The organism is Lactobacillus sp. UMNPBX16 (genome assembly GCF_002553775.1).
GTDB lineage: Bacteria > Bacillota > Bacilli > Lactobacillales > Lactobacillaceae > Lactobacillus > Lactobacillus crispatus.
The window spans coordinates 16978-32612 of record NZ_PCYU01000038.1 but is presented as its reverse complement, the minus strand read 5'-3'; the positions used below and the strand labels follow the sequence as shown (position 1 = coordinate 32612).

Sequence of the window (15635 nt, the reverse complement as noted above, 5' to 3'; positions counted from 1 at the left end):
TTTTCACAAAATAACCTTTTTGTCTTATTTCATAGAGCTTTAGACATGTGAAAAGTAATCTAAAATAATCAAATTTATATTTTTGTGAATTGATGATAAGCGATATATATATTTCGATAAATTATATTTATGGAGTTTAGTTAATGCTATAATCTATAATGTATTTGTGAACGGTTAATTTATATGTCCAATAATAGATATTTATTTAAAAATGGAATTCAGAGATTTAAAGTATTTTCAAAAACTTGTAGAAACTAAAAACTATAATAGAACAGCTGAATTTTTCGGAGTAACTCAACCAGCTATTTCTTCAATGGTTAAGCGACTTGAAAAAGAAATTGGTACCCAACTAATTTTTCAGGCCCACAATCACAAAAGAATGACTATATCACCCGCTGGCTTAGTTGTATACCGTAACGCAAAAGGGCTAATTCAGAAAGAACGATCAATTATTTTAGAAGCCAAAAGAGCAAACGAAAACAGTTTTCGTTTAGGCTATTCTGAGTTAGCTGGTAAAGAATGGCTAGCTTCCGTCATCACTCAACTTAACCAAGGACATTTGCTAGCTTCAGTTGAAACGCATGAAGAAAATTCTCATTATTTAGAACAACATCTTCGTGAAGGAAGATATGATGCCATTGTTTTTTCTCGTCTTGACAATGAAAAACTCCCTGGAATTAAATTAACCACACTTGAAACCTTCCAATACAATCTCGTTGTTCCCAGCAATAATCCGCTCGCAAAGCAAAAAGAAATTGATCTATTTCAAATTGCAGATATTCCTTTAATTATGAGACATAAACGTTTTCTATCTAGAACTGCCCTGGAACAAATTTTTACTAACACAAATTTTAAACCAAAGAAAAAATTAGTTGTTGATAGTATCGATGCTACTTTGCAACTAGTCAAACAAAATATGGGTGTTGGTTTCTTAATGGATATAGCTGCCAAAAACTATCCCGGAGTAAAATCTATTCCATTAATACCCAGCCAGCAGATTTATTGCTACTCTACTTTAGGGATTCGTGAGGATTTTATGCCAAACAAAATTCAAGCAAAATGTCTCTCCATTTTAAAAGGTTTTTAATTTCAAAAAAAGCGATAGTACCGCAATCGTTGGTACTATCGCTATTTTGGTTTATTAGAAGATTAGCTTTGCTTCAAGAAATCCTCTAACTGCTTATCGGAGAAAGTATTGCCATACTTTTGCTTAAGCTGTTGTAAAATATTTTGATTGTCTTCACCATAATCACGCAAAACAGAAATCAAGTTTTGCACTCCGGTGATCAGGCCTTCTTTCTTGCCTTCTTCCATTCCGAGCTGCTTTGCTGCTTCTGCGACTTCTTCCGTGTTCATGACGTGTTTCCTCCATTCTTCGGTTCTGCGATAATTATTCATTGTCTCCTTAACTCGGCTAATGAACTTACCATTTGAAGTTGGCTTGCCTTCAATCAAGCGATAAAGATCGTCAAGACCTGGTTTCACTTTACCTTTGGTTCCCTTGGTGTTTAAGTATATTATCTCAGATCCATCATTTAGTTCAACTGATGGGTCTTCTTTGGCAGTATAAACAAAACTATACCGCTTCAAGCCTTTTCCTTTTGGGTCAAACGGCAAGATGAAGATCACATAAGCCGCATGCAATTCTTCATATTCTTGTCTTCGCCGCAAAAAGCCATCCTCCATTAGCTTAAATAGATACTGTCTGGCGCGCTTATCCATGTCTCTTTTGTTGGCAACCTGCATCTCAACGTTGTAGCGCCTGCCCCGGCTATCGGTGATCAAAACATCAAGAATCGAAACCTTCTCCAGCCATTGAATGCGATCCTTTCCTGCGTGCGGACCGTTAAGTCCTTAATGTCCAAGTGTGGCAGCACCTCATTCAAGAACATACGGCAAATTTCTGGATCCTTCATGACGTTCTGAAACATCAGATCATCAGTAAAGCCCAATACTTCCGCGACATTTAGTTTTTTATCTTTGCTCATGCAAAGTCCTCCTAGAAAAATTTTTTGAGGATGTTTAACCCTCTAATATTTATTACGCAAAAAAGGCGCCAAATTTTTTTAGAAGTTGAAAAAAGGACAAACACCATAAAAATGTTCGTCCTTCGAATATTATTTGAAATTTTTTCATTTTAAAACTGCTTGCAAACCAGCTGCTAAAACACCACCAACAATTGGCCCCACCATTGGCACCCAAGCGTAGCTCCAATTAGCTGACGACTTATTAGGAATAGGTAAAACTGTATATGCTAATCTTGGCGACCAATCACGAGCAGGATTCAATGCGAATCCAGTAGTTCCGCCAAGAGCTTGACCGACAACCATGATCAATAGACCAACCGCAATCGGCTTTAATCCTTTATCAAAATCACCTAAGTTAAGTAACGCAAAAACAAAGATAAAAGTTGCTATCGTTTCACTTAAGAAATTAAATAAATTGTTCTTAATCGCTGGTGCAGTAGCAAAAATCCCAACATTGTTTCCTGCTTCTGATGTTTTAGTGGCCTTAAAATGAGGATAAAACTGAATTGCTACTAAAGCTGCACCGACAAAGGCACCTAAAAATTGACCCAGCAAGTATGGTCCAACTTCGCTCCATGGGAAAAAGCCAAAACTAGCAAAGCCAATGGTAACCGCGGGATTCAAGTGCCCCTGTGAACCAAGACTGGCAGCAACATAAACACCGAATGTAACCGCCATGCCCCAAGCAATAGTTACATAAAGCCAGCTAGCGCCTTTAGCATACGATTTTTGCAAATTAATTGCAGCACCACAACCAGTGCCCAAAACAATTAAGACTAAAGTTCCAAAGAACTCTCCTATGAATCCTGACATAATGCCCTCTTTCTATTAATCTTTAACAATTAGTGGTTTAAGTTGCTTTTCAATATCGTTTAAGCCCACACCTGCTTGAATAAGTGATGCAGCTGTATAAGCTCCCTCGATAAAAGCAGCATCATAGAGATGAACCTTTTTATCAGTCATTTCCATTGCCATCTCAAGGTTCATTTTCGCACTGCCTAAGTCATAAAAAGCTAAAATTTCATCTGCAGTGTTTTCATCAAACGCTGTCATAATCTTTTCCATGCTAGTGCCAATATCATTGTCGTTTGTACCACCTGCGGCAGTAATCGGCACATCCTTTGCTACTTGATTAAGCAATTTAGGTAATCCGTTAGCAATGTCTGGTACATGAGAAACCAAAGTTATACCTAAGCTCATAGCAAGCCCTCCGTCTCAAGCATTGCTTCAAAAAGATACCCGCTTGATTGAGAACCAGGATCAATGTGTCCCTTGGACCGTTCACCTAAATATGACGCTCTACCTTTTTTAGCAATCATATCTTTAGTAGCCTCAACAGCATCTTTGATTTTTTCTTCAGTTAAATTGCCACTCTTAACCTCTGGTACTAAAGTGTTCCAGACATCTACCATGGTCTTATCGCCTGGTTTAGCGCCACCACGCATTTCAATTCCAGCTAGCGCAGCATCAAACAACTCACCAATATCATCAGTTGAGGCACTCTTCTTGGCCATTTCTAGAAAAGCCGTTCCATACAACGGGCCAGATGCACCACCAACTGTTGAAATTAACGCCATGGCAATCGTCTTAAAACCAGAAGTTAAATCAGCTGGTTTAGTAGCTAATTTTTCTTTAACTGCAGTCATCCCGCGATCCATATTAAAGCCATGATCTCCATCACCAATTGGCGTATCAAGATCACTTAAATATTGTTTATTTGTATTAACCTTGTCAGCGAACTTATTCATCCAAATAGTTAGTGTATCAGTAGTTAATGCCATTGTTTTTCCTTTCTACCAAGCAATTGTTTTAACTGGATAATTCAAATAATCTAGCCATTTATCATCCTGAATTTCAAAAAGCGTAAGTGAAATACCGGCCATATCAATTGAAGTCATATAATTACCGACCTTCATAAAACTAGGTTCAATATCAAAAGTTTCTAATTTATTTAAGACATCGTTTGAGAAAATATATTGTTCCATTAATGGAGTAGCACCCATGCCGTTAATTAAACAAGCGTATTTCTTGCTACTATCAAGATGCATTTCATCGTTCAATTTACCAATTAATTCATCAACTAATTCTTTTGAAGGCTTAATTTTTTCACGACGATAGCCCGGCTCACTATGAATGCCAACACCATACTCAATTTCATCCTCTTTCAGGATAAAGCCGGGTTTACCAACTTCTGGATTAGTTGCTGCAGAAAGAGCTACAGCAATTGTCTTGATATTTGGTAAAACCTTTTTAGCTAAAGCTTCAATCTCATCAAGACTAGCTCCCTGTTCAGCAGCTGCACCAAGAATCTTATGCATGAAGATCGTTCCAGCTACTCCACGTCTTCCCTGAGTATAAAGGCTATTTTCAACAGCAATATCGTCATCAACTACGATTGACTTAACAGGAATATTATCCATACTTGCTAAATCCTTAGCCATGTCAAAGTTCATGACATCACCTGAATAATTTTTAACAACCATGAAGACGCCTTTACCCCGGTTAACAGCTTTAATAGCTGCATATATTTGATCTGGCGTAGGTGAAGTAAAGACCTGACCGCAAACAGCTGCACTGAGCATCCCTTTACCGACAAAACCAGCATGAGTGGGTTCATGACCCGATCCGCCACCACTGATAATTCCGACTCTATCTTTCATTGATGCTTTATCTGCGCGAACAACAGCTTCAGTTCCTTCAATTTTTTCAATATATTGCGGATATGATCTAGTCATTCCATCAACCATTTCTGGCACCACATCGTGTGGATCATTAATAATTTTCTTCATCAAGTACCCTTCTTTCTTTGTTTAGATTTTTAATCTACTTTTACAGAAATCGCTTACATAAATATTATAACTAAATTCTTCTCATTAGTTTAGTTTCTCGCTTATGTGCTAATATGTTATTCTCCAAAAAATGTACTTTGAAATCGTTAAGCTTATTCGTCATAGACAGAAGAAAATTCAAAACAAACTACAAGCACAAAAATAGTCAAGCATTGCAAAATTACAATACTTGACTATTTATCTGTATTTCTAACTCACTACAGTTTTTCGTAACTTAGCTTTTTTAGTAACAGTATTAGCCACTTTTACAAATTGACCATCAGCTAATTTGTAATATAACCTACCCTTGATTACATATTTATCTGCATTGTTCAATGCACTAATCCATTGATTCTTCTTAAGTAAAACTTTCTTGCCATGCTTTTTGACAACATTACCTTTTTGATCGTAAACATAAGCATTGTGAGTCAGCTTGAGTCTCTTAGGTGCTTGAAGAACAGTATTTGCCGTTTTAACAAAAGTATTGTTGCCTACTCTATAAAACTTAACGCCATTGATAAATGTTACTTTAGCATTATCCAATGCAACGATTGTCTGTCCTTTTTTGAGCAAGCTCTTAGCATTCTCAACATCAGTCAAAACAACTTAACCATTTTGATCATAAAGATATGCATTATGCAATAATTTAAATGATTTACCTACTAAAGGATCAATTGGTTTTGTTTCAGTAACTCCATCTGTGTCACTCGTGCTAGTGTCAACTACTACATCTGTATTGTCTGTAGGTACAACATAGTTAGGATCAAAATGCACAGTTAGCTTCTTGGTGACGGTATTTCCAGCCTGATCTACTACATTAACAGTAAAGATATGAGTAGTCGGTTGATCATTATTATCGTTAAGATTTTCAACTTGCTCAAATTCATGATCGCCATATGGATTTGTAAACTCTGTATCAGTATTCAAACCTTCTAAACGATTATAACCTGAGTTTAAGAATTCACGATAAATGTTATTACCATTAACGTAGAGTCTATAACCATCCAAGTTATCATTTACCTTACCTGATAAAACAAATTTAGGATTATTAGTCCAAAGCTCAAGTTCATTACCATTAACTTGGTTGACTTCAAGAGTTGGTTTTACTGTGTCTAAGATAAGATTTAATGTACCACGAACAGTTTGACCGTCCTTCGTCCTATAAAGATAAGCAATTGGACGTTGACCAGTACTATTTGCAGTCACGGCAAAGCTAAACTTACCATTTTGATCTAGTTTAACTTGATTTGCAGGGTCATTTTCATTGGAACTATCACTCAAGACAGTTAAGCTAGTTACATTATCGTCTACATTACCAGTTACCGTAAACTTCATTGTAGTGGGATCATAGTAACCCTTTAATACTGCGTTTTGACCAAAACGAGTGGTATCATTATCATTCATATAATCAAAATGAATGTTTGGATTAGAAGCTGTTCTAGTTGTTAAATCAGATGGAGCATGTCCTGGATATGCTCCTGGACCAAATGTATCCACATTTGCTGCCTCGTCTTTTACTTCAACACCTAGCTGATTACGGTTAGTATAAACTGGACGATCAGCTGCATCTACTTCATAGTAAACACCTAGGTGATTTGAACTTGCTACGCCTCTTTGACTAGTTTCTTGCTTATCATTATAAGATGGTCCATTAACAACAGTCCAACCAGTTAATAATGCACGCCTGCCACCATTAATTGAAGTATGTACATGGAAAGTTGCTACTCCATCGTTAACTTCACCTGTATATAATTCACCTGTAAAGTAATCTTTGGCAAAAGCTTGGATATTTTCGCCTTTAGGTACAGCAGCTTGAACAACTACATCATCTTTTCGATTAGTTTCAACAGAGTTGATTGAAACACCAAAGTTACCTGCAAAAGTGTCAGTAACTTGCCAATTAAAGAATGCTTTTGGAGTTACAGTTGAGAAATTCTTTAACACATTTTTACCAGCAGCATCAGTGCTAAATACCAAGTTAGTTGAATTGACATCAACGGGAACAGAATACTGACCATTTTGAACCTGAACTAATTTACCATTCAAATAGAAATCTTGATTTGCTCCACCAATTAACGTGTAAGTCTTAGTATCATTATTGTAACTAGTAGAACTTTGATCAAATGCTAATCCATTAGTAGCATTCCAAACACTGACTGCAGGTTCATTAATATCTTTTCCTGCTACATCAACACTGTAAACTGCAGTATTATCAGCCACATCACTCAAGGCAACACTTACCTTATTTTCAGCGTTTGATAACGCAGCAACCGCATTCTTGTCCAAAGCAAAACTGAAATATCCTTTTGTCTTTTCAGCATTATCAAAAGCCGACTGGCTATCACTAAGTTTATAGCCGAAGACTTTATCGTTAACTGTAACTGTCGCATATGAATAATTAGTAAAGCCAGCCCCAGTATCTTGGTATTCACCGCTTAAAGTATTCGTGGCTTCATCATATTTCACATTAGACAATGTTGGTGCAACAGTATCAATTACTACAGGGAAATCTGCAGTTTGCACTTGATGAGGTCCTTCATTCCAAAATGTAGCTACTAATCTATAAGTATAATTACCATCTTTAGCAACTTCCATTTGACCAGTTTTACTATTATATACCTTGCCGTCCCATTCAAACGCATCAGGATTATCTCTCATTGAAACTGATAAGCTTGTATCTTTAGTTACTCCGTTTTCATCATAAGACTTATCTACACCTTGCACATCTGCAACAACTCTTACGACATTACCTTGAGCGTCAAGGACCACAGCTTTTAAATCCTTAACATTTTGTTTCAAATAAGTATATGGTTTAAGAAGATCACTCTTATTGTCGTTATTTGGTGAGAAAGCTACCTTTCCGCTTTCATACAATTTTGCAACTTCTTGCCAGTTGTAATCTCCTTCTACATTAACAAGTTGCTTTAATGATTCTTGATCAGCAACACCACGAGGATAGTTTTGCTCATTAACGAATCGATTTTCCTGGATGTCGGAGTGTGCTTCATTAGCATTTTGATCAAAAACATTTTCACTGGTTAAGTCACCATAGTAAGCTAAATATGGTACTGAAACCGTAGATTTATCATTAGTATTGGTGAATCTTAAAAACCCTTCTACTAATTGATTGTTGTTTAAGCCATTTAGATTTAAAGAATACGTAACCTGTTTAGTTTCTTTAGGAGCTAAACTAAATGAATTTTCACCATAAACACGTGCACCCGCTAATTGAACATCATGATAAACTCCAGTATTGCTATCCCTTTGTTCAGTATATCCACCACCAAAGTCATCAAAAGTATAAACTTGTTCTTGGTCCGTTAGATTATGGAAAGTTAAAGTAAATGGCGTGTTTTCTTTAACTTGATGAAGTGAGACTGAACTTGTTCCATCATCAGCAATTACATAAACTGGATTCGAAGTCGCAGCACCAACATCGATTTGTCCGGCACCCTGTCTACGTGGAGAAACAGGTGTAGTATACCCATTTTGCGTTTGAGGTTTAGCACTGTTCATTAAAAGAGCTTTAGTAGCAGCAACCAACTGCGCTCCTTTTAATTCAGGATTAGTCTTCTTTAGCCGTTGCATTACCAGTGCAGCACTTGCTGCTGCGAATGGACCAGCCATTGAGGTTCCACTCATTGTTTGGTAATTATTATTGTTGACGGTAGAAACGACTTGATACCCTGGAGCAGCCAAATCAGGTTTTAAAGTAAAGTCTTGTACCGGTCCCCAAGATGAAAATCCAGCCATGTCACTATCTTTACCAGTAGCTGAAGTCTCTGCAGCAACTGTTAATGCATTTTTAGAGGCACCAGGATTGGCCACTGTACTTGAATTAAGTGGTTCATAATTACCATCTGCACTTCCAGATTCATAACTTTCTACAGAAGTCACATTACTTGTATTATCAACTGAACCTGAATGACCATTATTTGATGCAGAAATTGAAACAAACACACCATGATCAATTGCATATTGAACAGCTTTTTGTTCAATATTAGTTAATTGCTGATCTGCAACACCTTGACCAAGGGACATTTGAATTACATCCGCACCTAAATTAGTAGCATCGTAAATAGCCTTAGCAACATCATCAGTTTTTTCATCTGAAAACTGACCGAAAACACGCAATTGCATCAATTGAGCTTCTGGAGCAACACCGACAACGTATTCTTTATTACCATCTGGTTTTCCATCAGCAGCAATGATACCTGAAACGTGTTGACCATGAGGAGAATCATTTGAGTTAGTGTCATCAGAAGTAATGTAATCATTGTCTCTATCGGCATAGTTATAAACATATGGGAACTTTTCATTTACGTACTTCCCATACCCCTGCTGTTCAATCTTTTTTTGAATATCATCCTTTGAAAGCTTAGGATTTTCAGGCATTGTTTGAAAATCCTTATGGCTTGGATCAGCTCCTGAGTCAATAACAGCTACGACAGTACCTTGACCTTTATATCCTTGGTCCCATGCAGATTGAACATTTCCTTTAACATGATCAGCCTGATTGGCCGGTGCTTGTACTTGATTATTATTTTCCGGTGTATTGTTCTGATCAGCTGTATTAGTTTCTTGATTACTTTGTTGAGATGAATTAGCCTGCACTGTAGCATTTTGTTCAGTATCATGGCTATTAGCTGTATCTCTAGCTTGCGTCTTATTCTCTGTTGTGTTTTGATTTTGTGCTGTTACCTGCACTTCAGAGTTAGCATCTGAAGTTGCAGCATTAGCAGTATTACTAGTTAATAAAACGGTAGATCCAGAAGCAAGAGCAATCATGGCAGCAGCTACCCACTTCTTGCGAACACTAATAATCGTATCGGCCTTCTTTTGTGTTTCTAAAGCTGCCAATCGATCCACTGATTTAAATAAAAACGACAGATCTTTATGATCATTTGGATTTGTTAAATTGCTCATACTTGCATCCCCTATCTAATTTTGTAAGTTTTATTAAATCTCGTTAAAGAAATTTAACAAATAATATCATCTATTTTTTAGATAAGCAATATTTATTTTATATTTTTTTAATTTTACTAAAATAACAAAAAAGCCAACAATCAACAATATCATTAAATTGTTGATTTATTGACTTTTCTAAAATGCCCACTTGTTCGCACGAACAAAAGTTTATATAATATAAATGTGCGCACGTTAGTTCGTGCAGTTTACTAAAGGCGGACGGTATTATGTATGATTTCAAGTACGAACCTCATCGTATTATTTTTATGATTGATAACAAAAGCTTTTTCGCATCATGCGAAGCCCTACGATTAGGCCTTAATCCTATGAAAGCTTGCCTAGTGGTTATTTCAAGACAGCCAGATGCTCCCTGGGGATCAGGCTTGATTATGGCTGCTTCTCCTCTAGCTAAGAAAAAATATAACCTACACAATGTCATGAGAGCTAGAAACTTACCCTCTAAAAAAGAAGCACCAGACTTAATGCTAGTTGATCCACATATGAATCTTTATATCAAACGCAGCATGCAGGTACTCGATATTTTTCGTAAATATGCAGCTGATGAAGATATTCATATGTACTCAATCGACGAAGGCATGATTGATATGACAACCTCTTGGAAACTATTTGGTAATGATCCATATAATGTTGCTCATAAAATTCAAAAAGATATTCACGATACTCTAGGGCTTTATACAACTTGTGGTATTGGTGAAAATCCCTTATTAGCTAAACTTGCCATGGACAATGAGGCTAAGCACAATAAATCTATGGTTGCCTTCTGGCATTACATCGATGTTCCAGATACGATCTGGCGTATTCCAAAATTAGAAGACGTTTGGGGCATTAATACTCGCACTGCTAATCATTTACGTAGAATTGGCATTAATAATGTCTACCAACTGGCGCACACTGATCCAGCCATTCTCAAGAAAGAATTTGGTATTATTGGTGAGCAGCTATTTGCGGAAAGCTGGGGCGTTGATCGCAGTATTATCAGTCATAAGTATCACCCAAAAACTAAAAGCTATGGCAACTCACAGGTTTTACAAAGGGACTATTCTCAGCAACGAGAAATCGAAATTGTCATTCGAGAAATCGGCGAACAAGTTGGAGCTAGAATTCGAGCACATAATTTGTGTGCAGGCAAGGTCAGTCTTTATATTGGCTTCTCCCTTTCAGAACTAGATTATGATAATGATCGTGATGGTTTTAATGTTCAAAGAAAAATCACTCCAACTAATGTTAATCATGAACTTGTACAAACTTTACTAGCTATTTTTAGAAAAAATTGGCGAGGTGAAGCTGTACGCTGTATTGGCGTTAGCTATAGCGAGCTCGTTCCCGACCACAGTATGCAGTTAAATATCCTGGAAGATCCAGAACTACAGATCAAAAGATACAAGCTTGACCATGTAGTAGACAAATTGCGTAAAAAGTACGGCTTTTCGGCAGTAGTTAAAGCATCCAGTCTATCCAAAGGTGCAACAGCTATCCAGCGTAGCAAATTAGTTGGTGGACATAATGGTGGTAATGCTTATGAATAAAAATGCATTCGACCAAAAACTAGATGAGTTCTTTCGTAATTATCAGGATTCTGGCATGAAGAAATGGTCTGGTTTCTTTTTGAGTGATCATACTGTAAAAATTAGCAAGAGCAATATTGAAAGAAATACTAATTATTTTAAAAAGTCTGAAATGACTGTCGATAAAATTAGTGAAATTCTGCTAGATTCCTTTTGTAATCATAGACTGATCTCACTTCAACTAAAAGACCTAGATGAAAATGGTAATTTATCACCTGATATTAAAGGCTTTGTGGAAGGTTATTACGATCAAGAAACAATTATTGTATCAGGATCTAAGTTGCCTTTGGAAGCAATAAATCATGTGCAAATTATTAGCTAAAATATTAGTAAACCAAAAACCAGCATAGGTTAACTTACCTACACTGGCTTTCTTAGTTGATCGATATTGCGATGTGACTTTACTACTGCATCGTAGTTAGAATTTTTGGTTCTATGATAAATCTTGTTGATAGATTTCTATGATATTCTATCAATAGGATTTTTTGCATTAAAAAAGAGGCACAAGCCTCACTGCATAATGTCCTTTGATACCACTCTTTAGAAATTAAGGTGAATTGCTTATGTCCTCTTGCAATGATTGTATTAAATTTTCTCTGAATATTAAAGACCCTTTGTTAGAATTTTTGGATATCTCAACTGGCAAATATCGTAATCGTGAAGCCAAGTTCTACCACGCTATTGTACATTTAGACCATTGCTTAAACTGCGGCTCAGATACCATCGTACATAATGGTCACCTATATTCAAATGTGCGTTATCCTGCTTTAGATGCTAGTCTACCTGGCTTTATCAGAATAGCTAAAGAAAGAATTATCTGCCGTAATTGTCAGACGAATTCGATGGCTCAAACGGAACTAGTAGATAAATACTGCTGTATTTCTAATGCCACCAAGCGTAAAATTATTGGCTCTTTAACCGAAGACTGGTTCATGAAGAGCATTGCCAGACAAACTTCAACTTCAGCCAATACCGTGCAACGCGTACTAGAGAAATATAGTCCGTCTTCCTTTGAAGATACCGACTGGCTGCCGGAATACCTGGCTTTTGATGAATTCAGAGGCGTTGACAGACAGCTGCACTTTATTGCCATTGATGGTCACACGCACAAAATAGTTAAGGTACTGCCTACCAGATTAAAAAAAGATATTATCAATTACTTTAAACGTTTCCCAATAACCGTAAGAAACAAGGTTAAGACTGTAACTATGGATCTTAATTACTATTTATGACATTATGGCTAAGGAGCTTTTTCCTAATGCTCAAGTAATCCTCGACCGTTTCCATATCGTTCAGATGCTTAACCGTTCCTTTAATTCCTGTCGCATTCAAGAAATGAAGAAGCACAAAAAAGGTTCATGGGAATACAACCTGCTTAAATATTACTGGAAACTTTATCTTAAGCCTTTTGATGACCTGGAAAAAGTTAAGCCATGCTATCAATCCAGATTAAAAGATACCCTAACTCAAGAACAAATCGTGGCTGATGGGCTTTCTTTAAACAATAAGCTTGAAAATACTTATAACCTTATGCAAGATATCAGTAAAGCTTTAAAAGATAGAGATACCAAGAAGTTACGAAACCTAATTCAAAGCAAAGATCATGTTGGCAATATGATGCACACCACTTTAAATACTTTCAAACGTAATCTACATGATATTCTCAACGCTGCTAAGTTCGATGAATCAAACGGTTGCCTTGAAGGAACCAACCGTAAGATTAAACAGATTGAACGTACTGCCTACGGTTACGCTAACTTCAATCATCTAGTAACCAGAATCAAGCTAGAAGAAAAGGATGCCATTATTAAAGAAAAAGCATCAGACTACTATTTAGCAGCCTAATGCCTTTCCCTATTATTTAATTTTTAATTGACTTTTATCAACACCATTTGACAAAGAGCCTATTTTATTCACTTTTAATACTGTAGATCGCTAAATTGCTTGTTGGAGTTTTGCTTAGCCAAGGCTTCGCTCTTCCAGTAGACAGCATTAGTTGTTCCCTTAGAGTTAGCTGAAACAATTACACTTTGACCATTTTCAGTATGCGGTGCCAAATATGTACTGCCTTGACCTGGTTCTTGACCCATATTAGTAAAACTATAGAAATTAATTCCATTAATAGTAGCTTGTTTCATATAGCCTGAACTAGTTGATGAACCTGAATTTTTAGCCTTTACATCCATGCTAAAACCAGCTTCATCATTGATCTTATTAGCAGTTACAGTCAAAGTATCGATATTGCCATTGCCAGTATCTGCAGTGTACCAAGTACCTTGCAAGCTTGATGGAATTACGGCACTAGCAGATTCCTTAGCACCAGCTGCATTGTCATTATCGCCTTCAAGTTTAACATCTAGTTTGGCATTTTTAGCCAAGCTTTGAACTAGATCAACATCATTATTTTTATTAATGTAATCAACTACATCTTGTAAAGTTACAGTACCAAGGTTTCTTTGCTTAACAAAAATAGTAATTTTCTTTTGTGCTCCATCTCCGTTTAGCATGTAACGAGCATTACTGCTTTTACCGGTACCGGAGACCTCATAAACATATCCTGAGTTATCAGAAGTAATACCTGTTGCGGCTTTGGTTCTGAACGCAACACCTAAATTACCATTTTTGGCAGCATTAACTGCAATTTCCCAAGTGTCGCCATACTTTTGTGCAGCATAGACAGAGATTGCACTAACCTGCGTCTTATAGTCCATATTCTCAGCAGATAATTTTGCTGAGTTTTGACTGTTACTTGATTCTGAGGTGCCAGTTTTTTCTGAGTTACTCTTAGAAACTTGACTTGATTTTTCTGACTGTGATTGTGAATTACTATTACCTTGTGTACTTTGGCTACATCCTGCTAAAGTTAAAGCAGCTGAAATTGCAACCAAAACAGTTAATTTACTTTTCAAAAGGAATCCCCTTTTCTTTCAATAATTCTATCTCTTTGCTTAATAGTATTATAAAAAATACGATCCGCCAACTTCTTACATGATTATTTTACAAAAATTATACTTCTTGTTCATTGCAATTATTTTAATACTTCTTTACAAATATTAATTTAAAGTCTTAAATTCTGCATTTCGGTGTTCCTTGGCTATCTTGGTGCTCTTCCAATAAGTAGCCGTATAATGACCTGTATCAACGCTATAAGTTACTACTGCCGTATTGCCATTATCTTTTTGGACAGAATAAAGTAAGCCAAAATCTTGGGCATTCAATGTTTGAACATGATAGCAATTTAATCCATTAATATTTTCGATCCGAGCTCTAGCCCACTTTTTCGTTTGATCTAAGGATTCTGCTGCTACACCAGAATTAGAAATATGATGAATTTCTTCACCATTAACAGTATGATCAGTAATTACTAACTTCTTTCCTTTATAGTTGTACCAAGTACCCCAAAGTCTCGTTGGAACTAATGCTAGGCCATCGTCACCCTTAACCCCATATTTGTCAGATGTAACTTCAGCAGCCAAAGTAGTCTTAGTTGCTAATTTTTCTACAGCTTTTACTTGATTATGTTCATTTAAATATGAAGCTATTTCAGATAAACTTGCTACACCTAAATTTTTCTTCTGATTATAAAAATATACGGTTTCACTTTTCATTGTATAAAAAGCATTATTTTCTTGACCATTGCCAGTTACTTCATAAATGTAGCCTCTACCTTTTTTTATCCAATTAAAACCAGTTCGATTTTTTACACTAATGCTCAAACGATTTTTCTTGGCATCACTATATGCAGTCTTCCATGCATCCCCATATTTCATCGATCCATAAATTGAGATTGCACTAGATTTTTCAGTATCTGACATACTCTTAACAATTAATCTTTTGGGAGTCTGTTTCTGAGTCACACCAGATTTTTCAATAGTTTGGCGATTATTAGTCTGCTTTTGCGATTGGCAAGCAGTTAAATTGATCATTGCAGCTATCAAACAAAATGCTACTAATGTCTTATTTCTCATTCCATCGACTCCAATACATTCTCATTAACACAAAAGTATCCCTAAACTAATTAGGGATACCAGTCCGGTCATTATTACAATTATATAGCAGTTTGCTCTTCTTTGAAGAGAATATTTTTTGATTTTTGGTAAAAGTTTATCCTACTAGATTTAAAAACTTATCCATAAGTTCACTTATCTAATCGTAATTAGACTAATTACGATTAGATATGCTTTGGAAAAATCTATACTTTACAAAAAAATCTCGTGGCCTCAATC

At 36.2% G+C, this 15635-nt stretch carries 11 protein-coding genes and 2 pseudogenes; 4 read left to right on the top strand and 9 right to left on the bottom strand.

What is annotated here, in order from left to right; translation table 11 throughout:
- Positions 1-211: 211 nt before the first annotated feature.
- Positions 212-1087 (top strand): LysR family transcriptional regulator, encoded by an 876-nt coding sequence (locus CP367_RS08660; protein WP_060464188.1) that lies wholly within the window; start codon positions 212-214, stop codon positions 1085-1087.
- Between the two features lie 62 nt (positions 1088-1149).
- On the opposite strand, the gene CP367_RS08655 is transcribed toward CP367_RS08660, so the two are convergent.
- From CP367_RS08655 to CP367_RS08630, 7 genes and pseudogenes are all read right to left on the bottom strand, one after another.
- Entirely contained in the window at positions 1150-1785 is a 636-nt protein-coding gene (locus tag CP367_RS08655; RefSeq protein WP_232783887.1) for an Rpn family recombination-promoting nuclease/putative transposase, read from the bottom strand.
- Complete coding sequence (locus CP367_RS11035) at positions 1782-1988, bottom strand: hypothetical protein (protein WP_225520358.1); 207 nt, start codon at positions 1986-1988, stop codon at positions 1782-1784. The genes CP367_RS08655 and CP367_RS11035 overlap by 4 nt, the downstream gene beginning before the upstream one ends.
- 144 nt (positions 1989-2132) lie before the next feature.
- Positions 2133-2840: an MIP/aquaporin family protein gene (locus tag CP367_RS08650; RefSeq protein WP_005723341.1), complete on the bottom strand. Its 708-nt coding sequence runs from the start codon at positions 2838-2840 to the stop codon at positions 2133-2135.
- Between the two features lie 15 nt (positions 2841-2855).
- Positions 2856-3227, bottom strand: a complete 372-nt coding sequence (gene dhaM / locus CP367_RS08645) for a dihydroxyacetone kinase phosphoryl donor subunit DhaM (protein WP_061204855.1) — start codon at positions 3225-3227, stop codon at positions 2856-2858.
- Positions 3224-3808: a dihydroxyacetone kinase subunit DhaL gene (gene dhaL, locus CP367_RS08640; protein ID WP_023488668.1), complete on the bottom strand. Its 585-nt coding sequence runs from the start codon at positions 3806-3808 to the stop codon at positions 3224-3226. The genes dhaM and dhaL overlap by 4 nt, the downstream gene beginning before the upstream one ends.
- Before the next feature lie 12 nt (positions 3809-3820).
- Positions 3821-4816 carry a dihydroxyacetone kinase subunit DhaK gene (dhaK, locus tag CP367_RS08635; protein ID WP_089146187.1) on the bottom strand — a complete coding sequence of 332 codons (996 nt, stop codon included), beginning with the start codon at positions 4814-4816 and terminating at the stop codon, positions 3821-3823.
- 249 nt (positions 4817-5065) lie between these two features.
- Positions 5066-9781 (bottom strand): annotated as a pseudogene (locus CP367_RS08630) (S8 family serine peptidase).
- 269 nt (positions 9782-10050) lie between these two features.
- On the opposite strand from CP367_RS08630, the gene CP367_RS08625 reads away from it, so the two are divergent.
- The 3 genes and pseudogenes from CP367_RS08625 to CP367_RS08615 all read left to right on the top strand — a co-directional run bounded on the left by CP367_RS08625 (position 10051) and on the right by CP367_RS08615 (position 13254).
- On the top strand, positions 10051-11370 hold the full coding sequence (locus CP367_RS08625) for a nucleotidyltransferase (RefSeq protein WP_089146185.1): 1320 nt from the start codon (positions 10051-10053) through the stop codon (positions 11368-11370).
- Positions 11363-11731 (top strand): hypothetical protein, encoded by a 369-nt coding sequence (locus CP367_RS08620; RefSeq protein WP_054833006.1) that lies wholly within the window; start codon positions 11363-11365, stop codon positions 11729-11731. Before CP367_RS08625 ends, CP367_RS08620 begins: the two co-directional genes overlap by 8 nt.
- A 241-nt stretch (positions 11732-11972) precedes the next feature.
- A pseudogene (locus tag CP367_RS08615) lies at positions 11973-13254 on the top strand (ISL3 family transposase).
- 74 nt (positions 13255-13328) lie between these two features.
- Here CP367_RS08615 and CP367_RS08610 read toward each other — a convergent pair.
- Positions 13329-14318 (bottom strand): hypothetical protein, encoded by a 990-nt coding sequence (locus CP367_RS08610; RefSeq protein ID WP_089146184.1) that lies wholly within the window; start codon positions 14316-14318, stop codon positions 13329-13331.
- A 144-nt stretch (positions 14319-14462) separates the two neighbouring features.
- The gene (locus CP367_RS08605; protein ID WP_089146183.1) at positions 14463-15377 is read right to left on the bottom strand and encodes an ABC transporter; all 915 of its coding nucleotides are present in this window, start codon (positions 15375-15377) and stop codon (positions 14463-14465) included.
- Positions 15378-15635 lie beyond the last annotated feature (258 nt).

What these genes read in the sequence shown, in the direction of transcription:
- CP367_RS08660 (WP_060464188.1), top strand. Translation starts at nt 212, where the DNA reads ATGGAATTCAGAGATTTAAAGTATTTTCAAAAACTTGTAGAAACTAAA.
- CP367_RS11035 (WP_225520358.1), bottom strand. Translation starts at nt 1,988, where the DNA reads ATGAGCAAAGATAAAAAACTAAATGTCGCGGAAGTATTGGGCTTTACT.
- CP367_RS08650 (WP_005723341.1), bottom strand. Translation starts at nt 2,840, where the DNA reads ATGTCAGGATTCATAGGAGAGTTCTTTGGAACTTTAGTCTTAATTGTT.
- dhaM (WP_061204855.1), bottom strand. Translation starts at nt 3,227, where the DNA reads ATGAGCTTAGGTATAACTTTGGTTTCTCATGTACCAGACATTGCTAAC.
- dhaL (WP_023488668.1), bottom strand. Translation starts at nt 3,808, where the DNA reads ATGGCATTAACTACTGATACACTAACTATTTGGATGAATAAGTTCGCT.
- dhaK (WP_089146187.1), bottom strand. Translation starts at nt 4,816, where the DNA reads ATGAAGAAAATTATTAATGATCCACACGATGTGGTGCCAGAAATGGTT.
- CP367_RS08625 (WP_089146185.1), top strand. Translation starts at nt 10,051, where the DNA reads ATGTATGATTTCAAGTACGAACCTCATCGTATTATTTTTATGATTGAT.
- CP367_RS08620 (WP_054833006.1), top strand. Translation starts at nt 11,363, where the DNA reads ATGAATAAAAATGCATTCGACCAAAAACTAGATGAGTTCTTTCGTAAT.
- CP367_RS08605 (WP_089146183.1), bottom strand. Translation starts at nt 15,377, where the DNA reads ATGAGAAATAAGACATTAGTAGCATTTTGTTTGATAGCTGCAATGATC.